Genomic DNA, 24,497 nt, shown 5'->3' on the forward strand with positions numbered 1-24,497 from the left:
CGACCGGCTGGTGCACCACGCCACGCTGCTGGAGCTGAGCGGAGAGAGCTACCGGAAACGCGCCTATCAGCGTCAATTACAGGGAGGACAGACCGCGTCGTCAGGCTGACGACAACTATCCCACCCAGCCGGTCATTTTAATTGTCGCTGACCGGTCAAAGTAGTTGACGTCGCATACCCGGGAGCCTTTTCGCGACCAGTACCTGGCCTTGATCCAGCGTTTCCCCTTGGTTGGGTGCCTTCGCTGCGCCCACCTCCACAGCGCCTGCCAGACCATGTGGTCCATTTGATTGAAGGTCCGGGTTGCACTCACGTTCTTGTGATACTGCGCCCAACCCCTGAGGATCGGGTTCAGCTCAGCTATCAGGCTGATCTGCTTGGAGGTCCTGTGCTTCCGGACCACCTCCCTGACCTTCGCGTACAAGCGCTTCTTGCTGCCCTTGGACGGTACCATCCTCCAGTCGCCTCCGAACTTCCTGAAGGTCCATCCCAGGAAGTCGAAACCCTCACTGATGTGAGTGATCCGGGTCTTTGTCTCCGAGAGCTCCAGCCCTCGCTTGATGAGAAAGGCCCTGATCAGACGCTTGGCCGATTCCACGGTCTCTTTCGAGTCCCCAGTCACGATCCAGTCGTCGGCGTAGCGGATGAAGTTCACCTTCCGGCGCCTTGCGAAGCGCTCCCTGAGGAGCTCCTCGACGCCGTCTAGTGCCAGGTTCGCCAGCACGGGGGATATGATCCCGCCCTGTGGCGTGCCTGCCGTCGTTGGAAACAGCTGGCCTGTGTCGACTACCCCAGCCTTGAGCCACTGCCTCAGCATATTCCGGTCGATCGGGACATGCTTGATCAGCCACTCGTGGTTGATGTTGTCGAAGCAGCCACGGATATCACCCTCCAACACCCATTGCGGGGAACTGGGTCGGGACAGCGCATTACAGCACTGGGCCATCGCGTCCTTGGTAGAACGATTGGGCCGGAATCCGTAGGAGTTGAGGTCACCCGTGGATTCACTCACGGGTTCCAGGGCCAGCAGGTGTAGGGCCTGCATGGCTCGGTCGCGCATGGTCGGTATGCCCAGGGGGCGTTTACCGCCATTGGCCTTCGGGATATGCACTCGACGCAGAGGCTTGGCCTTGTACCCCCTGACCCTCAGGGATAGCACTGCCTGCCACTTCGTCTCTGGTGTAGACCACGTCTCCCCATCGACGCCGGGGGTCTTGTGGCCGCGGTTCGAGGTGACTCGCTTGACGGCAATAGCCTTCGCGCTCGTCGACCGCGTGATCAGACGTTGCAGCTGCCTGACCTTACGCCAGTTGCACTCCTTGGTTGCCTTCGCTATTCGGACTTGCAGTCTCCTGACCCGTTGGTGCGCCTGACGCCACTCGATGTGGTGCCAGCCGTTCCAGAGGGGGGAGACGACATCACGGGTAGCCGTGTCCATATCTGCCTCCACTTGGATTGGAAGATCCAAAGTGGAGCGGGCGATGGGAATCGAACCCACGTCACTTGGTTGGGAACCAAACGCTCTACCATTGAGCTACGCCCGCCCATAGGGCAAAACACGACCCCCGTTGAGGGCTGTGTTCTGCCCTCGCTTTGGGGGATTGCTGCAAGTCTGTCTAACGACAGACCACCTGGTGGAAGTCTGCAGCCTTTCGGCTCGGGGCCATCGTTTCATCCCCTATCCGGCCCATTACAGGCCGGCATTCGCTTTCTCCACCATCCTTTAACCGCTACGGCATCGCTTCGCCTTGCGGCTCGCTAGTCCCCGAGGGGACACCGTGTCGGTCTTACCCAGTTCCGTGTCAGCAACACGGATCGGGAGGGTTCCGTCATTGCGCCGGTGGTCATGATGCCAACGTAGGGTAACCAAGCTATACCCTAGCCGACCACAGACAGGCCACTTATCCGCCTAAGCCTGCTCAGCTTGACGACGCTTTTAAACGGTTCGCTTACGCTAACCCTTCGATCCAGCCTAGCATCTCACTTGCTTGCGGAAGCAAGATCCCAGCTGTCCCCTCGCGGGGTCAGCTGGACCCCGAGAGGGTGATTACATTGTCAGAGCGCTCCGCACCGGGCCGTTACCAGCCCCGCACTGCTCCTAGGCTACAGGTGGTTGGACACCTGGTCCGTTACCGGCAAGCCGGCCGGACAATTGCTACACACGGCTTGAGGCCGCGTTGCCCGCAGTGTTGCCGGGCTAGGTATAATGCCGATTTCCTCAGATCTCAACGTGCCTGAGAAGGCCTGACGTACCTACGCGACCGAGCTGGTCGCACGCTTGGGAAGCTTCTGCTCTACCATTGAGCTACACCCGCGAGGCGGATTCGATAGTAAATCCAACGGCTTATGCTTTGCAAGCCGTCTCGTGCTTTTCGTGGTCCTCATCCGCTAAGTGGTTGTTTTTCTGTTCTATCAGGCCGCCGGGGCGGGAGGAAGAGAAAAATTTGCCCCGCTCGAGAACTTTTCGCTTCGTTGCTGTCTGACTGGGGGCACAGGCAGCAGCATGCGATAGCAGTCGCTAACACTGTTGTTCTGGCTCGCAGTTTCGATCGATTCTTGCCGCCTCGGAAACGGGGCGGCTTTTTCTTTGCGCGCCCGAGGGGGCAACGGCCGACACGACGACGTCACCCGGCCGACCGGGTGGCGTCGGCGGGGGTCAGCTGTAGCGCATGCGCAGGACGGCGCTGAGTACGTCGCGGCGGGTGACGATGCCGACCAGGCGACCCTGCTCGACCACCGGGTAGACCTTGGGTTTGGCCCCCAGCATCTCCTGGGCGAGGTCGGTGATGCTCTTGTTTGGCGACACGGCGAGCACCTCGTTGCGCATCAACTCGCTGACCAGCGGCGGCTCTTCGTTGAGGTAGGAACTCTCCAGTACCTTGCCCAACACGTCCTGCTCGGAGATGAAGCCGATCAAGTGGTCGCGTTCGTCGACGACGGGAACCCCGGGCAGGCGATGCAGTGCCAGGCCTTTGGCCAGGGTGGACACCGAGGTCTTGCCGGTGACCCGGTAGCAGTCACGGGACATGATCTCGCGAACGGTGGTGGGGGCCTTGCTGGGCATGGCATGTCTCCTTGTGCCGGCGATGATTGCCTGTTGCTACGGGGGCCGTGCCGGTCGGTCCCGGGGCTTTTCCTCTCGGGGGTGCCTGGTTGCCTGCGGCGCCGTACTGGGCCCGTAGCCGGGTCTCGAGTTCAGCATAGCCGACTCGCGGGGTTGCCAAGGGCGATCGGCAAGGGGCTCCACCAACGGTTCGCGAGGCCCGTACCTGCATGGCGTACGGTGCGCCGGAACCCGGGGAGCGGCATCGGCTCCAATATGTTACACATCCGATCAGTGGTCGGGGTGTGCCCCCGGCCCGAGTCGAGTTCAATCGAGTGATGGAGGCGCACCGTGGATGCCCGTGAATACCTCGCCAGGAAGGGGCTGAGTGGAGAGCGTGACGAGGAGCGGCCCAACACCCTGGAGGAAAAGGCCTGGTCGCGAGCCCGGGAAGCTGGCGAGCACCGTCCTCATGCCGGTACTCCCCATGACTGGGAGGACTGGGAGCGTTACCACGACGCGCTGGCCGAGGGCGCCTCGGAACTCGAGCAGAAGATCGATCACGACGCTCATCGCAAGGCACTCGAGCATGAGTCACGTCGGGGCGTGGAGCATTTCACTCCCGCCGCCGGTGATGGTGCGCGAGTCGACCGGGTGCCAGGCGGTCCGGCGCACGGCGCGGCGCCGGCGTCACCCGAACCCCGCGCGGCCCTGCTGGCACTGGCGCTGTTGATGCCCCCGCTTGCCGTGGGGCTCTCCCGGGGAGGCGGGCAGCGGGTGGCGTTGAGCCTGCTGCTCACGTTGCTGGGCTGGCTGCCCGGTGTCGGCCATGCCCTCTGGTGGCTGAGACGGCAAGGGCGCTGGTGACCCGCCGATGCCGTGATCGTATATTCCCTTCCTGATCGAAAGCGAAACTCCGCTGTCTGGCCTCGGCGACTCCCCCTTGTCGTGAGGTCTCATCTCTCCTGTTTCCTTTAGTGCCTGATTTTCATATAAAAGCATGTGATACCCCGCCTTTTTTAGACCAAGGTCTAGGGGCTTGGGGGGTGTTTCGGCATTGCCGTGGGATACCGGTTGGGCTAATCTCGCTATCGGAAACGAACATTAATGCTCGAGTGTGTTGCAAATCGAACAGTAGCTGGCCTGGCCCCCGCGAGGGATGGATCGGTCACTGTTCATGAGCACAGCGTGCTTCACGCATCCAGCTCGACAACAACGACAACGAGGACGCCATGTCCCTGATCCTAGAAAACATCGACCGCGTGGTCGGTGGAGCCACTCACATCGAAGGGGTGCAGTTGGAGCTCAAGCCCGGCTCGTTCAACGTGCTGCTGGGCCGTACGCTTTCCGGCAAGACCACCCTGATGCGCCTGATGGCGGGACTGGACGCACCGACCCGGGGACGGGTGCTGATGGACGGCGAGGACGTGACCGGCCGCTCCGTGCGCCAGCGCAATGTCTCCATGGTCTATCAGCAGTTCATCAACTATCCCGGCCTCAGCGTCTACGACAACATCGCCTCGCCGCTCAAGCTCGCCAAGGTGGAGCGCCGCGAGATCGATCGCAGGGTGCGCGAGGTCGCCGAGATGCTGCACATCGAGCACCTCCTGGCGCGGCTGCCCCTCGAGCTGTCCGGTGGCCAGCAGCAGCGCACTGCCATGGGGCGGGCGCTGGTCAAGGACGCCGACGTCGTGCTCTTCGACGAGCCGCTGGTCAACCTGGACTACAAGCTGCGCGAGGAGTTTCGCGAGGAGTTGCGCGCGGTCTTCAGCGAGCGCAACTGCATCGCCGTCTACGCGACCACCGAGCCGGCCGAGGCGCTGGCCCTGGGGGGCAATACCGCGGTGCTCCACGAGGGGCGGCTGCTGCAGTACGGCCGCACCGAGGACGTCTATCACCGTCCGCGGGACATCCTGACCGCCGAGATGTTCTCCGAGCCGCCCATCAACATCGTGCGGGGGATCATTTCCGGGTCCGAGGTGACCTTCGACAAGCGCCTGCACTTCCCCCTCAACGACGAGCTGCGCTCGCTCCCGCCAGGGGAGTATCGCTTCGGCGTGCGCGCCTCGCATCTCTCGTTGACCCCCCGGGCCAAGGATGACATCGAGGTGAAGATGACCGTCGACCTGGCGGAGATCAGCGGCTCCGAGACCTTCCTTCACGTGCACAACGACCTCTTTAACATGACGGTACATCTCGAGGGCGTCCACGAATTTGCCGTCGATGCGCCCGTGACCCTCTACTTCCCGACCCACAAGGTCTATGCCTTCGACCGGCAAGGGGCCGTGGTGCATATCCCGACCCACCTGGGAGGCATCTGACATGGCCGAGATCACGCTGAAGTCCCTGGCCCACTCCTACCTGGCCAATCCGGCATCGCCGGAGGACTACGCCATCCGCGAGATGAACCACGTCTGGCACCAGGGCGGCGCTTATGCCCTGCTCGGCCCCTCGGGCTGCGGCAAGTCGACCCTGCTCAACATCATCTCCGGGCTGCTGGAGCCCTCCAGCGGTGATGTGCTCTTCGACGGCGAGCGGGTCAACTCGTTGCCCCCGGAGGCGCGCAACATCGCCCAGGTTTTCCAGTTCCCGGTCATCTACGACACCATGACGGTCTACGACAACCTGGCCTTCCCCCTGCGCAACGTGAAGACGCCCGAGGCACGGGTGCGCGAGCGAGTCATGGAGGTGGCCGACGTGCTGGAGCTCACGGGCCAGCTCAGGCGCAAGGCCAAGAACCTCACCGCCGACGAGAAGCAGAAGGTCTCCATGGGGCGTGGCCTGGTGCGCGACGACGTCTCCGCGATCCTCTTCGACGAGCCGCTCACGGTGATCGACCCGCAGCTCAAATGGAAGCTGCGTCGCAAGCTCAAGGAGATCCACCAGCGCTTCAACCTCACCATGGTCTACGTGACCCACGACCAGCTCGAGGCCTCCACCTTCGCCGACAAGATCGCGGTGATGTACGAGGGGCAGGTGGTGCAGTTCGGCACGCCCCGGGAACTCTTCGAGCGGCCGAATCACACCTTCGTCGGCTACTTCATCGGCAGCCCCGGGATGAACTTCCTCGAGGTCTCGACCCGGGACGATCGGGTCATGGCCGGCGAAACCCCCATCGCCGTCGGCACGCGCCTGCGGGAGGCCGTGGCCGGTGCCCGCTCGCGCAACGTCAAGCTGGGTATCCGTCCCGAGTTCATCGAGGTATCCGGCGAGCCGGTGGAAGGCGGCATGGAGGCGGCGGTCGAGCACGCCCAGGACCTGGGCACCTACTCGATCCTCTACCTGCGGTTGGGCGAGTACGCCGTGAAGGCCCGTATCGAAGAGGACCAGGATCCGCCCGAGGGGCGCGCCTACCTTCGCTTTCCCGACAACCACGTCGGCCTGTACGTCGACGAGTACCGCGTGGAGACCAACCATGAATAAGGTCTACAACAATCGAGCGTGGTGGCTGATTCTCCCGATGCTGCTGCTGGTGGCCTTCTCGGCCATCATCCCGCTGATGACCGTGGTGAACTACTCGGTCCAGGACGTCTTCGACGCCAACACCCGCTTCTTCACGGGCACCGAGTGGTTCCGGGAGATGCTCAACGACCCGGCGTTGCACGCCGCCCTGCTGCGCCAGTTCGCCTTCTCGCTGACGGTGCTGGCCATCGAGGTCCCGCTGGGCATCGGTATCGCCCTGATCATGCCCAAGAAGGGCTGGCAGGCCTCCGCCGTGCTGATCCTGGTGACCATGCCGCTGCTGATCCCCTGGAACGTGGTGGGCAGCATCTGGCAGATCTTCACCCGCGGCGACATCGGCCTGATGGGCTGGAGCCTGCGCGAGCTGGGCTATGGCTACAACATCACGGCGAGCCCGGTGGACGCCTGGGCGACCATCATCCTGATGGACGTCTGGCACTGGACGCCGCTGATCGCGCTGCTCTGCTACAGCGGCCTGCGTTCCATTCCCGATGCCTACTACCAGGCCGCGCGCATCGATCGCGCCTCGAAGTGGTCCGTGTTCCGCTACATTCAGCTGCCCAAGCTCACCAACGTGCTGGTAATCGGCGTGCTGCTGCGGTTCATGCACTCCTTCATGATCTACGCCGAGCCCTTCGTGCTCACCGGTGGCGGGCCCGGCAACTCGACCACCTTCCTCAGCCAGTCGCTGACCACCATGGCGATCGGTCAGCAGGACCTGGGGCCCTCGGCGGCATTTTCCCTGATCTACTTCCTGATCATTCTGCTGGTCAGCTGGGTGTTCTACACCGCCATCATGAACATGCAGAAAGACCACAAGAACGAGGAGGCCTGAGATGACCAAAGCCATGCCCACGACCCCCGAGGCGGTCCGCAAGCGCGCCGCCGCCGCGGATGCCAAGCGTCGTCGCCAGGCCCGTCCGGTCTCGCGCCAGTGGCGCCGCCGGACCCTGATGACCGCCTATATCCTGTTCGTGCTCCTGCCGGTCTACTGGCTGCTCAACATGTCCTTCCAGTCCAATACCGAGATCCTGGGGGGACTGACCCTGTGGCCCGAGGCGTTCACGCTGGAGCACTATGCCAAGATCTTCACCGATCCCAACTGGTACATGGGCTACGTCAACTCCATCACCTATGTGATGATGAACATGGTGATCAGCCTCGCGGTGGCCCTGCCGGCCGCCTACGCCTTCAGCCGCTACCAGTTCATCGGCGACAAGCATCTCTTCTTCTGGCTGCTGACCAACCTGATGGCGCCGCCGGCGGTGTTCCTGCTGCCCTACTTCCAGCTCTACTACACCGTCGGGCTGTTCGATACCCATATCGCCGTGGCACTCGCCCACTGCCTGTTCAACATCCCGCTGGCGGTGTGGATCCTCGAGGGCTTCATGAGTGGCGTGCCCAAGGAGATCGACGAGACGGCCTTCATCGACGGCTACAGCTTCCCGAAGTTCTTCGTGAAGATATTCATCCCCATGATCAGTTCCGGCATCGGCGTGACCCTGTTCTTCCTGTTCATGTTCTCCTGGGTCGAGCTGTTGCTGGCCAGCACCCTGACTTCCACGGGCGCTCAGCCCATCGCCTCGGTCATGACCCAGACCAAGGGCGCCTCCGGCATCGACTGGGGAACGCTTGCGGCCGCGGGAACCCTGACCATCCTGCCGGGCATCGTGGTGGTCTACTTCGTTCGCAACCACATCGCCAAGGGCTTCGCCCTGGGCCGTACCTGAACCGGAGGATGGCGTAATGGAATGGATGGTATGGACAGTTCCCACCGCGGTCTTCTTCTCGGTCATCGCCGCCATGCTGGTCGGCATGACGGCCTGGGAGGTCGTCTCCCCGAGTGTGGAGCGCAAGGGGTTTCTCCCCATCGCGACCACGCGGGGCGACCGCCTCTTCATCGGCCTGCTTTCCGCTGCCTATATCCACCTGGGGGTGGTGGGCTTCACCCCGCTGAGCATCTGGCTGGCCCTGGCGGCATCGGTGCTGTGGTTGCTGGTACTACTGCGCTGGGGCTGAGCGAAGATCATGGAGTCACTCGTTCACGGACGAACCCCGACAACCCAAGAGGTCAATATGAAACCGATAACAATGCGACTCTCGTTACTGGCGGCCGGCGTGATGCTGGCGAGCACCGCCCTGCACGCCGACAACCACGATGCCCGGGCCATCGCCGAGCGCCTGGTCGACGAGCATTTCCAGGACTCGACCCTGACCCGCGAGGAGCAGATCGCCGAGCTGATGTGGTTCGCCAAGGCGGCCGAGCCCTTCCGCGGCATGGAGATCAAGACCGTCGCCGAGGGGCTGACCACGCATATCTACGAGCGAGATGTGCTGGCCGAGGCCTTCGGCGAACTAACGGGGATCGAGGTGACCCATAACATCATCGGCGAGGGTGATGTGGTCAACAACATGCAGACCCAGATGCAGTCGGGGCGCAACATCTACGATGGCTATGTCAATGACTCCGATGCCATCGGTACGCATATTCGCTATGGCACCACCATCAATATCTCCGAGGCGATGGAGAACGAGTGGTCCGATTTCACCCTGCCCACGCTGGATCTCGAGGATTTCATCGGCATCCAGTACACCACCGGCCCCGATGGCAGCATCTACCAGTTGCCCACCCAGCAGTTCGCCAACCTCTATTGGTTCCGCCATGACTGGTTCGAGCGCGAGGATCTCCAGGAGCAGTTCCGCGAGATCTATGGCTACGACCTGGGCGTGCCGACCAACTGGACCGCCTATGAGGATATCGCCGAGTTCTTCACCGAGCATGTCGGCGAGATCGACGGCAGCAAGGTCTACGGCCACATGGATTATGGGCGTCGTGACCCGTCGCTTGGCTGGCGGTTCCATGACTCCTGGCTCTCGATGGCCGGTATGGGCAGCCCCGGGGTGCCGTTCGGCAATCCGGTGGACGACTGGGGGATCCGGGTCAACGAGGAGAGCCAGCCGGTGGGCGCCAGCGTGAGCCGTGGCGGTGCTACCAACTCCCCGGCTGCGGTGTTCGCCGTGACCAAGATGGTCGACTGGCTGGAGAAGTACGCGCCCCCCGAGGCCAGCGGCATGACCTTCGGTGAGGCCGGGCCGGTACCCGCCCAGGGCAACATCGCCCAGCAGATCTTCTGGTATACCGCCTTCACTGCCGACATGACCGATCCCGGCCTTCCCGTCACCGAGGAGGACGGCACGCCCAAGTGGCGCATGGCGCCGTCGCCCGTGGGGCCGTACTGGGAGGAGGGCATGAAGGTCGGCTACCAGGACGTGGGGTCCTGGACCTTCTTCGATTCCACGCCCGAGGATCGCCGGACCGCCGCCTGGCTTTTCGCCCAGTTCACCGTCTCCAAGACGGTCTCCCTGGAGAAGCTGATGGCCGGGCTCACGCCGATCCGCGAGTCCGACATCTTCTCCGAGCAGATGACCGAGATGGCGCCGCAACTGGGTGGCCTGGTCGAGTTCTATCGCAGCCCCAACGAGTCCAACTGGACGCCGTCCTCCACCAACGTGCCGGACTACCCACGCATGGCGCCGCTGTGGTGGCAGAACCTGGCGCCGGCGGTGAACGGCGAGATCTCGCCCCAGGAGGCGCTGGACAACCTGGCCGGGGATCTCGACAGCATCATGGCGCGCCTGGCCCGGGCACGGGTCTTCGAATCCTACGCGCCCAACCTCAACGAGGAGCAGGACCCCGAGACCTGGCTCTCCCAGCCGGGTTCGCCCAAGGCCAGGCTCGACGACGAGATGCCCCAGGGCACCACCGTCCCCTACGACGAGATGATGGAGGCGTGGATGGCCACCGGTTCGCGCGACTGATGACCGGGCGGGTCGCCTGACCCGCCCTGCGCCCCGGCTGTCCCGGGGCCGACTCGAGACGTGTGACCGGTTGCCTGAACGGGACCCAGGGCCCCGCTCGGTGCACGCCGAGCGGGGCCTCTTACTTTGCAAAAGGGCCAGACATGCAACTACGTGAGAGCAACATTCGCAAGCTGCGCGACCGGGATTTCGATGCGCTGGTCATCGGCGGGGGCATCAACGGCGCCTCCGCCGCCGCGGCGCTTAGCGGCAAGGGTGCCAAGGTGGCGCTCATCGACCGGGGAGACTTCGCCGGCAGCACCAGCATGCAGTCGTCCAACCTGGTGTGGGGCGGCATCAAGTACATGGAGAGCGGCGACTTCAAGCTGGTCCGCAAGCTGTGCAAGAGTCGCAACCACCTGATCCGCAGCTACCCCTCCACGGTGCAGGAGATCCGCTTCCTGACCACCATCAACAAGGGCTTTCGCCACCACCCGCTCTACCCCTGGGCCGGCACCTGGCTGTACTGGCTGATGGGCAGCGCCTTCACGCGCCGCCCCCATTTCCTCCGCCCCGCCGACATCAAGGCCCGGGAGCCGATCATCGATACGCGAAACGCCCGGGGTGGCTTCGAGTACTCCGATGCCTATCTCCACGACAACGACGCGCGCTTCGTTTTCAATTTCGTGCGCGGGGCGCTGGATTTCGGCACCGTGGCGGCCAACTACGTGGAGTCGCTGGGGTCCCGGCGCGAGGGCGATCACTGGGTCACCGAGGTACGGGATCGCATGGACGGTGCCACCTTCACGATCTGCTCGAAGGTGCTGATCAACGCCGCGGGGCCCTGGGTCGACCAGCACAATCGCCTCTCCGGTCAGCACACCGAACACCGGCATGTCTTTTCCAAGGGCATCCACCTGATCGTACCGCGGTTGACCGACAGCAAGCGGGTGCTGGCCTTCTTCGCCGACGACGGGCGGCTGTTCTTCGTGATTCCCATGGGCATGCGCACCTGCATCGGTACCACCGACACGCGCGTGGATCGGCCCGAGGTCGAGGTCACCGAGGAGGACGTGCGGTTCGTCCTCGACAACATCAACAAGCGCCTCGAACTGGACAAGCCACTGGGCAAGGAGGACATCATCTCCACCCGCTGCGGCGTGCGGCCCCTGGCGGTGAAGCCCAGTGGTGGCGACGACCGCGACTTCCTCAACCTGTCGCGCAAGCACGCCATCGACATCGACCACGAGACGCGGCACCTGAGCATCTTCGGCGGCAAGCTCACCGACTGCCTCAACGTCGGGGAGGAGGTCGTCGAAGAGGTGCGCCGGCTGGGGGTGACGGTGCCCCATCCCGATTACCGCTGGTACGGCGAACCACCGGCCGCGGTCCGGGAGGCCTTCATGCACCAGGCACGGCTGATGGAGCTCGATGCGATGACCGCCGCCCACGCCTCCGAGCCGCTCAGCCTTCGGCTGTGGCGTCGCTATGGCGCCCAGGCCGTGGAGATGCTCGAGGACATTCGCCAGGACCCGCGCCAGGGGGAGGTGCTGATCGAGGGCACCGAATACCTGCGCTGCGAGTTGCGCCAGGCCCGGCGCCGCGAGATGGTCACCCGCCTGGAGGACTTCCTGCGCCGGCGCTCCAAGATCGCCCTGGTGGTGCCGGAGGAGACCATCCGGCGCTCACCCGGACTGGAGGAAGCCTGCGAGATCCTCTTCGGCGACCAGGCGCAGGCGCGCCTCGCGGAGTACCTGGCCGAGGAGGGCGATCCACTGCCCGTGAACGCCGCCCCGGAGAGCGAGGGGGATGGCGCAGCTCACGCCGCCCCCCGGGGCGGCTAGGGGGCGAGGCGTTGCACTCCCTGCCGGGCTCGCCGTCAACCTGGTGCTCTGGAATCGCGACGCCGAGCTGGTGCGCCTGGCGCTGGGCGGGGCGATCATCCTCGCCTCACTGGCGCTCAACGAGTGGTGGCTCCGTCGACGCTCGCCCGCCACGGCCTGAGGCTGTTTGCCCGCCCTGCGGCCAGCCCCCATAATGAGCGGCCGCGAAGCGAGAGGCGTGCGCATGCAATCGAGCAAGAGTGGTGGTTTCAGGAACATCGGCCTGATCGGTCGTCTGGGCAGCGCCAGGGTGGTCGACACCCTCAAGCGTCTGCTCCGCTTTCTCGACGAGAGCGGCTATCACGTCATCATCGAGGATCGCACCGCCACGGTACTGCTCGATCACGGCCATCCCGAAGCCAGCCGGCGCATGCTCGGCGAGCTCTGCGACCTGGTGATCGTGGTCGGCGGCGACGGCAGCCTATTGGGCGCCGCCCGCACCCTCTGTCATAGCGGTACCCTGGTGCTGGGCGTCAATCGCGGGCGCCTGGGCTTTCTCACCGATATCTCTCCCGGAGAACTCGAGGCGCGGGTCGGCGGGGTGCTCGAGGGGCGCTACGAGGTGGAGGAGCGCTTCCTGCTGGATGCCGAACTGTATCGCGACGGCGTGCTGTCGGGCAGCGGCGATGCCCTCAACGAGGTGGTGATCCATCCCGGCAAGGCCGTGCGCATGATCGAGTTCGAGCTGTTCATCGACGGCCAGTTCGTCTACAGCCAGCGCAGCGACGGCCTGATCGTGGCCACGCCCACCGGCTCCACCGCCTACTCGCTCTCCGGTGGCGGGCCCATCATGCACCCCAAGCTCGACGTGGTGACCCTGGTGCCGATGTTCCCCCACACCCTGTCGAGCCGGCCCATCGTCATCGATGCCGCCAGCGAGATCCGCGTGCACATCGGCGAGACCAACCAGACCTACCCCCACATCAGCTGCGACGGTCAGACCCGCGCGGTGGCCAAGCCCGACGATGTGCTGGTGATCCGTCGCAAGCCCCAGCGGGTGCAACTGGTGCATCCCCTCGGTCACAATTTCTACGAGGTCCTGCGCAGCAAGCTGGGCTGGAGCAACCGCCTGGGGGACTGACGTGAAGACACAGGCCAGGATCGAAGGCTACGACCTGATCGGCGACGTGCACGGCTGCGGCGCCACGCTGGCGGCCCTGCTCGAGAAGCTCGGCTACCACCAGCGCGGCGGGGTCTACCGCCATCCGCGCCGCCGGGTGATCTTCCTCGGTGACCTGATCGATCGCGGGCCGCGCATCCGCCTGGCGGTGACCATCGCCCGGCGAATGGTGGAGGAGGGCGAGGCCTTCATCGTCATGGGTAACCACGAGGTCAACGCCCTGGCCTACTGCCATCGAGCGCCCACTGGCCTCGGCCGGGAATGGCTGCGCGAGCATACGCCGCGCCACAACCGCATCATCCAGGAGACCCTGGAGCAGTTCCGCGACCACCCCCAGGAGTGGGAGGAGGCGCTGGCCTGGTTCCTGGAGATTCCGCTCTGCCTCGAGCGCGATGGCCTGCGGGTGGTCCACGCCTGCTGGGACCAGCCGCTGATCGATGCGCTGCGGCGCGATTTCCCCGATGGCCGTATCGACGAGGAGTTCCTGGCGGAGTCGGTGACGCCCGGTACCCGAGCCTTCCGCATCCTCGACCGGCTCACCCGCGGTATCCATATCCCGCTGCCCGAGGGGGTGGAGATCCACTCCGGCGACGGCTTCACCCGGCGCAGCTTCCGCGCCCACTTCTGGGCCCGCGAGCCGCAGACCTGGGGCGACGTGGTGTTTCAGCCCGACAACCTGCCGGGCGACCTGGAACGGCGCCCGCTTTCCCCCGAGGAGCGCGCGCGCCTCAGCCACTATGGCCCCGAGGAGCCGCCGCTGTTCATCGGCCACTACTGGTGCGAGGGGATTCCGGCGCTGCCGGCGGCCAATGTCGCCTGCCTGGACTACAGTGCGGTCAAGTTCGGCCGCCTGGTGGCCTATCGCTGGAGCGGCGAGCGCCGGCTGGATGCCAACCACTTCGTGTGGATCCGCGTGCCGCGGGAGGAGCAGGCCCGGCCACAGCCCTGGGAGATCGATTTCGATTGATACAATTCTTTACTCGAAAATTCCGACGACGGACTGAACTCGCGGGCGTCAAGGCCATCAGAGTAAGTGTTCCCTTGAATGATCCCTTGCTCTTGTCCGGCGGCTCCCTCCGCCGGATTTTTTCTGTGCGCGTCCCCGGCGTGCCGCAAGACCAGGACCGACAACTGCTGGAGTCGCCATGTACCGGGTAATCCTGCTGCCCCATGATGCCGATACCCGCGATCTGCGCCGGGCGCTGTGGGCCCACCGCATCGGCCACCGCTTCACCGAGGAGACGGAGGGGCAGGTGCTGTGGCTGGTCGATCCGGCCCAGCACGAGGCGATGCTGCGTCTGCTCGAGCGCTGGCAGCGCGGCGAGTCGCTGATGCCGGAACGGCGCCGCACCGCACCCGCCGGCGGCAAGAGCCTGATGGTTCCCTTCCGCCAGGCACCCGTGGCCGCTGCCACGCTCGCCCTCTGTCTGCTGGTGTTCGCCGTGATGGGGGTGCTCGGCGACAGGGTCATCGCCGCACTGGCCATCGTGCCGCTCGGTGTGGTCAACGGTGGCCTGGCCTTCGGCACCCTGGGCGAGGCGCTCGCCGCGGGGCAGGTGTGGCGGCTGCTGTCGCCGGCCTTCCTGCATTTCGGCTGGATGCACCTGATCTTCAACATGCTGTGGCTGTGGTACTTCGGCCGTCAGGTGGAAGTGCTGCAGGGCAGCGGGCGAATGCTGACGATCCTGCTCACCGCGGGCATCGGTGCCAACCTGGCCCAGTACGCCACCGGCACGGTGCTGTTCGGCGGCATGTCCGGGGTCGACTTCGCGCTGCTCGGCTATGTGTGGTTGATGTCGCGCCGGGCGCCGCGCAGCGGCTTCTTCGTGCCGCAGATGCTGGTGGTCTTCATGCTCGGCTGGATGCTCTTTACCATGACCGACATGGCCGCCGTCGTGGGCTTCGGCAATGTCGCCAACGAGGCCCACCTGGGCGGGCTGGTCGTGGGCCTGGTGCTGGGCTGGTATCATTCCGGGCGTGCCCGCCGCCACCATTGAGAGAACACGCTGATGAGCGACATGACCTTCGAGCGCATGATCCAGCAGATGACGCCCGCCATCTACGACGGCCTCAAGCAGGCCGTGGCCCTGCGCAAGTGGCCGGACGGCCGCCGCTTGACCGCCGAGCAGACCGAGCTCTGCCTCGAGGCGGTGATCCGCTACGAAGCGGAGAACCAGGTGCCCGAGGAGCAGCGGGTCGGCTATCTCCAGCAGCGCACCTGTGGCGGGGCCGGCAGCGGGGCCGGCGTGTCGCCGGAACTCGCGGGCCTGGCCCGGGATGCCGGACGTGACTGATACGACCCTGATCGATGCCGTCACCCCGCTGCAGGGCTGCCTGGCCAAACTGGCCATCGCCCCCGGCGCTGCGGGAGAGGTGGCGCGCTATACCCTGCGGGCCGGCGAGCATCGCTTCGACCTCAATGCGCGGCTCGGTCGGCCGCTCGCGCTCGAGTGGACCGGTGCCATCGCCTGTACCCACTGCGGCCGGGCGACCAGGAAGAGCTTCGGCCAGGGCTACTGCTATCCCTGCTTCAAGAAGCTCGCCCAGTGCGACACCTGCATCATGAAGCCCGAGCTCTGCCACTACTTCGAGGGCACCTGCCGCGAGCCGGAGTGGGGCGAGCGCCACTGCTTCCAGCCCCATGTGGTCTACCTGGCCAACGCCTCGGGGCTCAAGGTGGGCATCACCCGCCGCACCCAGATACCGACCCGCTGGCTCGACCAGGGGGCGGTACAGGCGCTGCCGGTCCTCGAGGTCGATAGCCGCCAGCAGTCGGGCTTCGTCGAGGTGCTGTTCAAGGAGGAGGTCTCCGACCGCACCAACTGGCGCGCCATGCTCAAGGGGGAGACCGAGCGCATGGACCTGGCCGCCGAGCGAGACCGCCTGCTGGCGCGCCTGGAGAGCGGGCTCGCCAACCTGCGCGAGCGCTTCGGGGCCGACGCCATCCGCCCCCTCGACGAGGCGCCGGTCGCCTTCGAGTACCCGGTGCTGGAATTTCCCGCCAAGGTGGTCTCCCACAACTTCGACAAGCACCCCCTGGTCACCGGCATCCTGCTCGGCCTCAAGGGCCAGTACCTGATCCTCGACAGCGGTGTCATCAACCTGCGCAAGTTCACCGGCTACGAGGTGGTGGTGAGCTGAAAGTGGTCGTGCGGACACGAGTCGTGTGGAGGAGGAATACCTGACGCCTTTCCGAACGGCCTGCATTATGCTCCTGAGGTAGGGATAAAAAGTGCGGGAGGGGCCATGAACGAGATGCGTGCGATGCGGCTACATGGGCCGGGGGAGCCGCTGCGGCTGGAGCGGATACCCCGGCCCGAGCCCGGGCCGGGCGAGGTGCAGCTCAGGGTGCTGGCCTGCGGGGTGTGTCGCACCGACCTGCACGTGGTCGATGGCGAGCTCGTCGAGCCCCGGCTGCCGCTGGTGCCCGGCCACGAGATCGTCGGCGAGGTCACCGCCCTCGGCGAGGAGGTCGCGCGGCTTTCACCCGGCCAGCGGGTCGGCGTGCCCTGGCTGGGCTGGACCTGCGGCGAGTGCGAGCACTGCCTGGCCGGGCGCGAGAATCTCTGCGGGCGAGCGGCGTTCACCGGCTATACCCGCGACGGCGGCTATGCGGAGTTCTGCGTGGCCGACGCCCGCTACTGCTTTCCCGTCCACGGCGATGACGCCCAGGCCGCCGCGCCGCTGCTCTGCGCCGGCCTGATCGGCTATCGCACCTGGCGCCTCGCCGGTGGCGACGAACCCCGTCGGCTCGGCATCTACGGCTTCGGCGCCGCCGCCCATATCCTCGTCCAACTCGCCGTGTCGCGCGGCCAGCGGGTTCACGCCTTCACCCGGCCCGGCGATGCCACCGCCCAGGCCTTCGCCTTGCGGCTGGGGGCGGTCTGGGCAGGGGGCAGTGACGAGGCGCCCCCCGAGCCGCTGGATGCCGCCCTGCTGTTTGCCCCGGTGGGCGCACTCGTGCCCATCGCGCTCTCCCATGTGCGGCCCGGCGGCGTGGTGGTCTCCGGTGGCATCCACATGTCCGATATCCCGTCCTTTCCCTACCGCCTGCTGTGGGAGGAGCGTTGCGTGAAGTCGGTGGCCAACCTCACCCGCCGCGACGGCGAGGAGTTCCTGGCCCTGGCCCCCGGCGTGCCGATCCGCACCGAGACCCGTGCCTACCCCCTGGAACAGGCCAACGAGGCGCTCGCCGACCTGCGCGAGGGGCGGCTCTCCGGGGCCGCGGTGCTGATTCCCTGACTGGCCGGCCGGCTACGAGAACAGCTCGCCCTGGGCATGGGGCGGTCGGAAGGCGGTGGTGTCGAGGCACATGGCCGCCGGGCTGTCGGGGCTGTTCAGGCCGAGCCGCCGGCAGGCCCTCCGGAAGCGCTGTTCGAGCAGGTCGGCGAAGACGCCCCGACCGCGCATGCGGTGGCCGAAGCGCGGGTCGTAGTCCAGCCCGCCGCGGCACTGGCGGATCAGGCTCATCACCTTGCCGGCCCGCTCGGGGTAATGGGCCTCGAGCCAGGCCGCGAACAGCGGCGCGACTTCCCGGGGCAGGCGCAGCAGCATCCAGCCCGCGGTGGCGGCCCCCGCTTCCCGGGCCGCTTCCAGCAGGCCTTCCAGTTCGTGGTCGGTGAGGCCGGGAATCACCGGTGCCACCAGGGTCCCCACCGGCACGCCGGCCGCGCCCAGGGTGCGGATCACCTTGAGCCGCGCCTCCGGCGAGGCGGCGCGGGGCTCCAGGGCGCGCTTGAGGTCGCTGTCGAGGCTGGTCAGGCTGACCATCACCCGCACCAGGCGCTGCTCGGCCAGCGCGCGCAGCAGATCGAGGTCGCGCAGGATCAGGGCGCTCTTGGTCACCAGGGTGACGGGATGGCGGCACTCGAGCAGCAGTGCCAGGATGGCGCGCGTGGTTCCCCGCTCGGCCTCCAGCGGCTGGTAGCAGTCGGTGTTGCCCGAGAGGTTGATCGGTCGACAGACGTAGCCGGGCTTGCACAGCTCCTCCCGCAGCCGTTCGACGAGCCCGGTACGGGCGATCAGCTGCGTCTCGAAGTCCAGCCCCGGCGAGAGGTCCCAGTAGGCGTGGCTGGGGCGCGCATAGCAGTAGATGCAGCCATGCTCGCAGCCGCGGTAGGGGTTGAGCGAGCGGTCGAAGGGCAGGTCGGGCGAGGTGTTCCACGACAGGGCGCTGCGGGTGCGCTCGTCGCGGACCTCGGTGGCCAGCCGCTCGGGGACCGCCTCCTGCCACCAGCCGTCGTCGACGGCCTCGCTGACGGACGGAGCGAAGCGGTTGTGCGGGTCGAAGGTGGCGCCACGCCCCTTGCGGACCCTGGCGTCGCGGTGGCGGTTCATGCTCATGGCGGCTCCTGTGCTGTTTGTTTGTACAGTATAGGAGGGTGTCGGCAAGATGCCAGCCGTCGCGCGGAGGACGGCCATGACTCTGGTAACATGAGCGGCCCGACATGGACGACTTGCCTGGAGCCACCCCGTGACCGATATCCCCCTGCCCATTGCCGCACCCGACCGCCGCCTCGGCGCGCGGGTGGGTGCCTACCTCGACACCCTGACCAAGCCGCCGGGTAGCCTGGGCCGCCTGGAGCGACTCGCGGTGGACCTGGCGGTGATGACCGGCGACCCCTTTCCCCGGGTCACGCCGCCCGGTGTGCTGGTCTTCGCCGCCGATCATGGCATCGCCGACGAGGGGGTCTCCGCCTTTCCCCGGGAGGTGACGGCGCAGATGGTGGCCAATTTCGTCGCCGGCGGCGCGGCGATCAATGTCTTCGCCCGCCGGATCGGGGCGCGGCTCGAGGTGATCGACGTCGGCGTGGCCAGCGAGGTGGCCGGCGAGGGCGTCGTCGACGAGAAGGTGCGGCCCGGGACGGCCAACTTCGCCCGCCGGGACGCCATGAGCCGGGCCGAGGCCGAGGCGGCCATCGAGGCGGGCCGGCGGGCCGCCGGGCGCGCCGTCGCGGCTGGCTGTCGCTGCCTGATCATCGGCGAGATGGGCATCGCCAACACCACCGCCAGCAGCGCCGTGCTGGCGGTGCTGACCGGCGAACCGGTGGCGCGGCTGGTGGGGCGTGGCACCGGCATCGACGACGTCCGCCTGGCCCACAAGCGGGCGGTGATCGAGGGCGCGATCGTCGCCCGCGCCCCCGACCCCGGCGATCCGCTCGGGGTGCTGGCGAGCCTCGGCGGGCTGGAGATCGCCGCCATGACCGGCGCCTGCCTGGAGGCGGCGGCGCGCCGGGTGCCACTGCTGGTCGACGGCTTCATCGCCACCCTGGCGGCCCTGGTGGCCTGCCGGCGCGAACCGGACGTGCGCGACTACCTGGTCTTCGGCCATCGCTCCCGGGAGCCGGGCCATGACGTGGCCCTGGCGGCGCTCGACGCCGAGCCGCTGCTCGACCTCGACCTGCGGCTGGGCGAGGGCACCGGGGCGGCGCTGGCCTTTCCGCTGCTGGACGCCGCCTGCCGCATGCTGGCGGAGATGGCGACCTTTGCCGACGCCGGCGTGGCCGGCGGCGACCGGGCATGAGCCAGGCGCCCCTGGGCCTGTCACTGCTGGCCCTGGTGCTGGCGGCCATCGCCGTCGACCTGCTGGTTGGCGACCCGCACCGGCTGCCCCATCCGGTGGTGGGCATGGGGCGAGTGATCGCCCGGCTCGAGCGGGCCTGGAACCGCGGTTCGGCCCGGGCGCGGCGTTACCGGGGCGCGCTGCTCACGGTGGTGGTGGTGCTCGGCGTCTACGGCCTCGCCTGGGGGCTGCTCACCCTGCTCGGCCGATTGGGTCCCTGGCTGGCGCTGGCGGCGGAGCTCTGGCTGCTGGCCACGACGCTCGCCATCAAGGGGCTCGGCGATGCCGCCCGGGCGGTGGCCTCGCCCCTGGCGCGGGGCGACCTGCCGGGTGCCCGGCAGGCGCTGGCGGGCATCGTCGGCCGCGATACCACGGCCCTGGACGAGGGTGAGGTCGCCCGGGGCGCGGTGGAGACCGTGGCCGAGAACACCGTCGACGGCATCACCGCGCCGCTGTTCTGGGCACTGCTCGGCGGGGCACCGCTGGCGCTGGCCTACAAGGCGGTCAATACCCTCGACTCCATGGTCGGCTATCGCAGCGAGCGTTACGCGGACTTCGGCTACGCCTCGGCGAGACTCGACGACCTGGCCAACTGGCTGCCGGCGCGCCTCACCGCGCTGGCGATCTGGCTGGCGGCCTGGGGCATGCCCGGCATGCGTGCCCGTGGCGCCCTGGCCGCCACCTGCCGCGAGGCGCCGCGTCATCCCAGCCCCAATGCCGGCTGGCCCGAGTCGATAGTGGCCCGGCTGCTGGGCGTGCAGCTGGGCGGCACCAATGTCTATGCTGGCGTGGCCTCGCATCGTGCCACCCTGGGCGAGCCCCGCGAGGCGCTGCACGCGGCCCATATCGGCGCGGCGATTCGCCTGATGCATGGGGGCTGGCTGGCGTTCCTGGCGGTAATGCTGCCGGTACTACTGACGAGGGAGTGGCTGACATGACGCGACCCGACGAGCCGTGGCCGGGCCATGGCGGCCAGGCGGCGCCACTGCTGGCCCGCTTCGGCCTGCCCGCCGATCACGCGGTGCTCGACTTCAGTGCCAACATCAACCCGCTGGGACCGCCGGCCTGGCTGCCCGGGCGGCTGGCGGAATCGCTCGCCGGCGTGGCCCGCTACCCCGACCCGGAGTATCGCGAGGCCCGCGCCGCCATCGCCAGTGCCGAAGGCGTGACACCGGCGCAGGTGCTGCCGACCAACGGCGGGGCCGAGGCGATCCTGCTCGCCGCCGCGCTCCACGCCGGTGGTCGGGCCGCCATCGTCCAGCCGACCTTCTCGGAGTATGCCCGGGCCTGCCGCCACCATGGCCTCCCGGTCGATGCGCTCCGCCTGGCAGGGCAGCACTTCGAGCTGGACGAGCCGGCCGCCCGGGCGGCCCTGGCACGCTGCGACGTACTGTTCCTGTGTCGGCCCAACAACCCCACCGGCAGCCTGATCCCGCGCGGGGCGATCGAGCGCTTGCTGGCGGCCGGCCTCGAGCAGGGCTGTACCCTGGTGGTCGACGAGGCCTTCATCGACTTCGTGACGCCCGACGAGCGCCTGACGCCGCTGCTGGCGACCTGGCCGAACCTGATCCTGCTGCGCTCGCTGACCAAGCTCTACGCCATCCCCGGGCTGCGCCTGGGCTACCTGCTCGGCAGCGCCGGGACGGTGGCGCGCGCCCGGGCGCTGCAGATGCCCTGGAGCGTGAACCACCTCGCCGCCAGCCTGGTGGCGCCGCTGCTGGCCGATCACGACTTCCTCGCCCGCACCCGGCGCTGGTTCGCGACCGAGCAGCCGCGGCTGCAGGCCGGGCTTTCTGCCGCGGGCCTCGAGGTGATCCCGAGTCGGGCCAACTTCTTCCTGGTGCAACCGGCGGAGGGACCCGCGGTGACCGATGATCTGTTCGAGGCGCTGCTTCGCTCCGGTATCCTGGCCCGGCACACCCGCAACTTCCCCGGCCTCGACGGCGGCTGGCTGCGCCTGGCCCTGCGCAGCCGCGCCGACAACGATCGGCTGCTGGCGGTGCTGGCCGAGAGACGGTCGCGATGATCGCCTTCGTCAGCGGCGGGGCGCGCTCCGGCAAGAGCACCTTCGCCGAGCGGCTGGCCCGGGAGTGGCACCAGGGGCGCGGTGGCCAGCGTTACTATCTGGCCACCGCCCGGGCCTCGGACGACGAGATGGCGGCACGCATCGCCCGTCATCGCCGCGAGCGCGGCGCCGGCTGGCTCGTCCTGGAGGTACCGCTGGCGATCGACGAGGCCCTGGCCCGGGTCGAGCCCGGCAGCACCGTGCTGCTCGACTGCCTGACCCTGTGGGCCAGCCAGTGGCTCTACGGCGGGGGAGGCCCGGAGGCGGAGGGCGAACGCCTGCTGGGCGCACTGCTGGCCCGGGCCCGGGGGCAGTCGATCGCCCTGGTGGTGGTCTCCAACGACCTCAACGAGGATCTGCCGCCGCGGGATCCCGGGGTGTGGCGCTATCTCGCCTTCCTGCAGCGGCTGCATCGGCAGCTGGCCCGCGAGGCCGACCGGGTGGTCGAGGTGGTCGCCGGCCTGCCCATCGACTGGAAGGGCGTGACATGAAGAGTGCGAGCTACGGACTGCTGCTGGCGGTCCAGTTCCTGACCCGCTTGCCGGTGCCGGTCGAGTGTCCCTGGAATGCGGCCACCAGTCGCTGGGCGGTGCGCTGCTACCCGCTGGTGGGGCTGCTGCTCGGCGCCCTCCTGGCCGGGGTGAGCGTGGGGCTGCAGGACCGGGTCCCCACGCCGCTGCTGGCGCTGCTGCTGCTCAGCCTGTGGGTGGCGCTCTCCGGCGGCCTGCACCTCGACGGCCTGATGGACGTGGCCGATGCGCTGGGCAGCAATGCGCCCCTGGCGCGGCGCTGGGCGATCATGAAGGATCCGCAAGTGGGCAGTTTTGCCATCCTGGCGCTGGTCTTCCTGCTGGCCTGGAAGGGCATGCTGCTATGGGCGCTGCTGGAGACGCGAGCCAGTCCGGCGCTGCTCGCCCTGGTGCCGGCGCTGGGGCGCCTCGGTGCGGTGGCGCTGCTGGTGCTGGCCCCGGCGGCGCGCGCTGAAGGACTGGCCTGGGCCTGGAAAGCGCACCTGGGCCGCCGGGACCTCTGGCTGTCGGCGATACCGCTGGCCCTGCTGTTGCCGTGGCTGCCGGACTGGCCGCGGCTGCTCGGCGGCTTGCTGGTCGCCCTGCCGAGCTTTCTGCTGATCTATGGTGCGGTGATGATGCGCGCCTTCAAGGGCATCAACGGTGATATCGTCGGTGCCGCCATCGAGGGAGGAGAACTATGGCTGTTGCTGATCGCCTGGAGCTGGTGGTGGTTCGCCACGGGCTGACGGCATGGAATCGGGAGCGGCGTTACCAGGGGCAGCGCGATATTCCGCTGATGTTGCCCGAGGCACGCCCGGACATGGATCGGCTCCGCGACTTCCTGGCCGGAGAGCGCTTCGACGTCGTCCACTGCAGTGACCTGACCCGCTGTCGCCAGACCCTGGCCCATGTGCTCGAGGGGCGGGAGTCCGAGGTCGAGACACGCTTCGATGCCCGGCTGCGCGAACTCGACTTCGGCGATTTCGAGGGCCGATGTTACGCCGAGCTCAAGGAGATGGCGGCGTATCGCGAGTGGATCGACAGCCAGGGCGAGAGGGCGCCGCCGAATGGCGAGTCCGCCGCCGCCCTGCGCGAGCGTCTGGCGGCGTGGCTGGTCGAGCTGCTCGTGGCCGCCGAGGCCGGCGGACACCGCCGGGTGCTGGCGATGACCCATGGCGGGGTCATTCGCGAGCTACGCAGGCGTTTCGAGGCGATCGACTTCTGGGGGGGCAGCGTGGGGCAGGCCCAGGGGCGGCGGTTCGTTTTCGTCTACCGGACAGGAGGCTGGCAATGCAGCTCTTCATCGGCGGTGCCTGCGCCGGCAAGCGCGACACGGTAAGCGAGCGCTTCCCCGTGGCGCGCTGGCATCGGCTCGAGCCCGGCACGCCGCTGGAGGGGTGGCGCGAGACGGCGATATGCGGCGAGCCGCTGGTCGTGACCGGCTGGGCGGGCTGGATCGAGGCGGCACTGGCCACCCGGACCGACGACGGGCTGCGCCGCGAGTGGGAGCAGACGCTCGATGCCTTCGCCGATGCCGAGCGGGAGAGAGCGGTCGAGGTGGTGGTGATCCTGCCGGAGATGGGGCGCGGCATCGTGCCCATGGCCGTCGAGGAGCGCCGCCTGCGCGACCTGACCGGCTGGCTGGCCCAGGACGTCGCCGAGCGCAGTGAGGCGGTGTGGTATGTGCGCCATGGCCTGGTGCAGCGGCTGCGCCAGGTCAAGCCCGGGGCAGACGCGCGTTGACGCCCCCCGGTGGGGTTGCTAGCTTTCTTTCTCTCTCAGGTGCTGGCGGAGTCATCCGCCAGTGAAACGGGAAGTCGGTGCGCGCTCCCTTGACGCCATTCCGACGCTGCCCCCGCAACGGTGATCGAGACAAGAACGGCCTTCATGCCACTGTGCCCAGGTACGGGAAGGCGGCCGTCCGGGAAGCCCGCTGTTCCAGACATGGCTTCCGCTCGTCAGCCCGGAGACCGGCCCGAGAGTTCATGCCGGGTTGCGGTGGGAGACCACGAGGCAAGGCAGGCGCCCGTTTCCCCTCTTCCTCGATCCCTT

25 protein-coding genes, 1 tRNA gene and 1 riboswitch are annotated in these 24,497 nt (G+C 67.5%); of the genes, 22 read left to right on the top strand and 4 right to left on the bottom strand.

Annotated elements, in window-relative coordinates; all coding sequences use genetic code 11:
* Nucleotides 1-115: 115 nt before the first annotated feature.
* From ltrA to MKP05_RS00015, 3 genes are all read right to left on the bottom strand, one after another.
* Nucleotides 116-1,438 (bottom strand): group II intron reverse transcriptase/maturase, encoded by a 1,323-nt coding sequence (gene ltrA / locus MKP05_RS00005; RefSeq protein WP_240566492.1) that lies wholly within the window; start codon nucleotides 1,436-1,438, stop codon nucleotides 116-118.
* 32 nt (nucleotides 1,439-1,470) lie between these two features.
* Nucleotides 1,471-1,544: transfer RNA gene (locus MKP05_RS00010), tRNA-Gly, on the bottom strand.
* A gap of 1,112 nt (nucleotides 1,545-2,656) precedes the next feature.
* Complete coding sequence (locus MKP05_RS00015; protein WP_240566493.1) at nucleotides 2,657-3,064, bottom strand: CBS domain-containing protein; 408 nt, start codon at nucleotides 3,062-3,064, stop codon at nucleotides 2,657-2,659.
* Nucleotides 3,065-3,394: 330 nt separating this feature from the next.
* On the opposite strand from MKP05_RS00015, the gene MKP05_RS00020 reads away from it, so the two are divergent.
* From MKP05_RS00020 to MKP05_RS00090, 15 genes are all read left to right on the top strand, one after another.
* The gene (locus MKP05_RS00020; protein WP_110281973.1) at nucleotides 3,395-3,910 is read left to right on the top strand and encodes a YqaE/Pmp3 family membrane protein; all 516 of its coding nucleotides are present in this window, start codon (nucleotides 3,395-3,397) and stop codon (nucleotides 3,908-3,910) included.
* A 365-nt stretch (nucleotides 3,911-4,275) separates the two neighbouring features.
* Nucleotides 4,276-5,364: an ABC transporter ATP-binding protein gene (locus tag MKP05_RS00025; protein WP_240566494.1), complete on the top strand. Its 1,089-nt coding sequence runs from the start codon at nucleotides 4,276-4,278 to the stop codon at nucleotides 5,362-5,364.
* Nucleotide 5,365: 1 nt separating this feature from the next.
* Nucleotides 5,366-6,466, top strand: a complete 1,101-nt coding sequence (locus MKP05_RS00030; protein WP_240566495.1) for an ABC transporter ATP-binding protein — start codon at nucleotides 5,366-5,368, stop codon at nucleotides 6,464-6,466.
* Entirely contained in the window at nucleotides 6,459-7,340 is an 882-nt protein-coding gene (locus MKP05_RS00035) for a carbohydrate ABC transporter permease (protein ID WP_110281970.1), read from the top strand. The genes MKP05_RS00030 and MKP05_RS00035 overlap by 8 nt, the downstream gene beginning before the upstream one ends.
* 1 nt (nucleotide 7,341) lies before the next feature.
* Complete coding sequence (locus MKP05_RS00040) at nucleotides 7,342-8,235, top strand: carbohydrate ABC transporter permease (protein WP_110281969.1); 894 nt, start codon at nucleotides 7,342-7,344, stop codon at nucleotides 8,233-8,235.
* A gap of 16 nt (nucleotides 8,236-8,251) precedes the next feature.
* Nucleotides 8,252-8,524 carry a DUF2160 domain-containing protein gene (locus tag MKP05_RS00045; protein WP_110281968.1) on the top strand — a complete coding sequence of 91 codons (273 nt, stop codon included), beginning with the start codon at nucleotides 8,252-8,254 and terminating at the stop codon, nucleotides 8,522-8,524.
* Nucleotides 8,525-8,581: 57 nt separating this feature from the next.
* Nucleotides 8,582-10,324 carry an ABC transporter substrate-binding protein gene (locus MKP05_RS00050; RefSeq protein WP_240566496.1) on the top strand — a complete coding sequence of 581 codons (1,743 nt, stop codon included), beginning with the start codon at nucleotides 8,582-8,584 and terminating at the stop codon, nucleotides 10,322-10,324.
* Nucleotides 10,325-10,467: 143 nt separating this feature from the next.
* Entirely contained in the window at nucleotides 10,468-12,147 is a 1,680-nt protein-coding gene (locus MKP05_RS00055) for a glycerol-3-phosphate dehydrogenase/oxidase (RefSeq protein WP_240566497.1), read from the top strand.
* Complete coding sequence (locus tag MKP05_RS00060) at nucleotides 12,113-12,307, top strand: hypothetical protein (RefSeq protein ID WP_338072333.1); 195 nt, start codon at nucleotides 12,113-12,115, stop codon at nucleotides 12,305-12,307. The genes MKP05_RS00055 and MKP05_RS00060 overlap by 35 nt, the downstream gene beginning before the upstream one ends.
* Nucleotides 12,308-12,370: 63 nt before the next feature.
* Nucleotides 12,371-13,267 (top strand): NAD(+) kinase, encoded by an 897-nt coding sequence (locus MKP05_RS00065; RefSeq protein WP_240566498.1) that lies wholly within the window; start codon nucleotides 12,371-12,373, stop codon nucleotides 13,265-13,267.
* Between the two features lie 19 nt (nucleotides 13,268-13,286).
* The gene (locus tag MKP05_RS00070; protein WP_110282799.1) at nucleotides 13,287-14,273 is read left to right on the top strand and encodes a metallophosphoesterase; all 987 of its coding nucleotides are present in this window, start codon (nucleotides 13,287-13,289) and stop codon (nucleotides 14,271-14,273) included.
* Between the two features lie 178 nt (nucleotides 14,274-14,451).
* Complete coding sequence (locus MKP05_RS00075; RefSeq protein ID WP_240566500.1) at nucleotides 14,452-15,303, top strand: rhomboid family intramembrane serine protease; 852 nt, start codon at nucleotides 14,452-14,454, stop codon at nucleotides 15,301-15,303.
* Between the two features lie 12 nt (nucleotides 15,304-15,315).
* Nucleotides 15,316-15,600, top strand: a complete 285-nt coding sequence (locus tag MKP05_RS00080; RefSeq protein ID WP_240566502.1) for a YeaC family protein — start codon at nucleotides 15,316-15,318, stop codon at nucleotides 15,598-15,600.
* Nucleotides 15,584-16,447 carry a DUF2797 domain-containing protein gene (locus MKP05_RS00085; protein WP_240566503.1) on the top strand — a complete coding sequence of 288 codons (864 nt, stop codon included), beginning with the start codon at nucleotides 15,584-15,586 and terminating at the stop codon, nucleotides 16,445-16,447. Before MKP05_RS00080 ends, MKP05_RS00085 begins: the two co-directional genes overlap by 17 nt.
* 105 nt (nucleotides 16,448-16,552) lie before the next feature.
* Nucleotides 16,553-17,548 (top strand): zinc-dependent alcohol dehydrogenase family protein, encoded by a 996-nt coding sequence (locus MKP05_RS00090; RefSeq protein WP_240566505.1) that lies wholly within the window; start codon nucleotides 16,553-16,555, stop codon nucleotides 17,546-17,548.
* A gap of 12 nt (nucleotides 17,549-17,560) precedes the next feature.
* Here the strand turns inward: MKP05_RS00090 and MKP05_RS00095 are convergent, their stop codons facing one another.
* Nucleotides 17,561-18,649 carry a PA0069 family radical SAM protein gene (locus MKP05_RS00095; RefSeq protein ID WP_240566506.1) on the bottom strand — a complete coding sequence of 363 codons (1,089 nt, stop codon included), beginning with the start codon at nucleotides 18,647-18,649 and terminating at the stop codon, nucleotides 17,561-17,563.
* A 130-nt stretch (nucleotides 18,650-18,779) separates the two neighbouring features.
* Between MKP05_RS00095 and cobT the strand changes: the two genes are divergently transcribed.
* From cobT to MKP05_RS00130, 7 genes are read left to right on the top strand one after another with little or no spacing between them, the layout of a single operon-like run.
* A complete protein-coding gene (gene cobT / locus MKP05_RS00100) occupies nucleotides 18,780-19,829 on the top strand; it encodes a nicotinate-nucleotide--dimethylbenzimidazole phosphoribosyltransferase (RefSeq protein WP_439108959.1) in 1,050 nt (349 codons plus the stop codon).
* On the top strand, nucleotides 19,826-20,806 hold the full coding sequence (gene cbiB / locus MKP05_RS00105) for an adenosylcobinamide-phosphate synthase CbiB (protein ID WP_240566507.1): 981 nt from the start codon (nucleotides 19,826-19,828) through the stop codon (nucleotides 20,804-20,806). Before cobT ends, cbiB begins: the two co-directional genes overlap by 4 nt.
* Nucleotides 20,803-21,894: a threonine-phosphate decarboxylase CobD gene (cobD, locus tag MKP05_RS00110; RefSeq protein WP_240566508.1), complete on the top strand. Its 1,092-nt coding sequence runs from the start codon at nucleotides 20,803-20,805 to the stop codon at nucleotides 21,892-21,894. The genes cbiB and cobD overlap by 4 nt, the downstream gene beginning before the upstream one ends.
* Nucleotides 21,891-22,424, top strand: a complete 534-nt coding sequence (locus MKP05_RS00115; RefSeq protein WP_240566509.1) for a bifunctional adenosylcobinamide kinase/adenosylcobinamide-phosphate guanylyltransferase — start codon at nucleotides 21,891-21,893, stop codon at nucleotides 22,422-22,424. The genes cobD and MKP05_RS00115 overlap by 4 nt, the downstream gene beginning before the upstream one ends.
* A complete protein-coding gene (gene cobS / locus MKP05_RS00120) occupies nucleotides 22,421-23,191 on the top strand; it encodes an adenosylcobinamide-GDP ribazoletransferase (protein WP_240566510.1) in 771 nt (256 codons plus the stop codon). Before MKP05_RS00115 ends, cobS begins: the two co-directional genes overlap by 4 nt.
* Complete coding sequence (locus MKP05_RS00125) at nucleotides 23,143-23,784, top strand: histidine phosphatase family protein (RefSeq protein ID WP_240566512.1); 642 nt, start codon at nucleotides 23,143-23,145, stop codon at nucleotides 23,782-23,784. The genes cobS and MKP05_RS00125 overlap by 49 nt, the downstream gene beginning before the upstream one ends.
* The gene (locus MKP05_RS00130) at nucleotides 23,736-24,188 is read left to right on the top strand and encodes a bifunctional adenosylcobinamide kinase/adenosylcobinamide-phosphate guanylyltransferase (RefSeq protein ID WP_240566513.1); all 453 of its coding nucleotides are present in this window, start codon (nucleotides 23,736-23,738) and stop codon (nucleotides 24,186-24,188) included. The genes MKP05_RS00125 and MKP05_RS00130 overlap by 49 nt, the downstream gene beginning before the upstream one ends.
* 20 nt (nucleotides 24,189-24,208) lie before the next feature.
* A riboswitch (cobalamin riboswitch) is annotated at nucleotides 24,209-24,438 on the top strand.
* The last annotated feature ends 59 nt before the right edge of the window (nucleotides 24,439-24,497 follow it).

Origin of the sequence: Halomonas flagellata, from assembly GCF_022487945.1 — a bacterium.
GTDB classification, from domain to species: domain Bacteria; phylum Pseudomonadota; class Gammaproteobacteria; order Pseudomonadales; family Halomonadaceae; genus Halomonas; species Halomonas flagellata.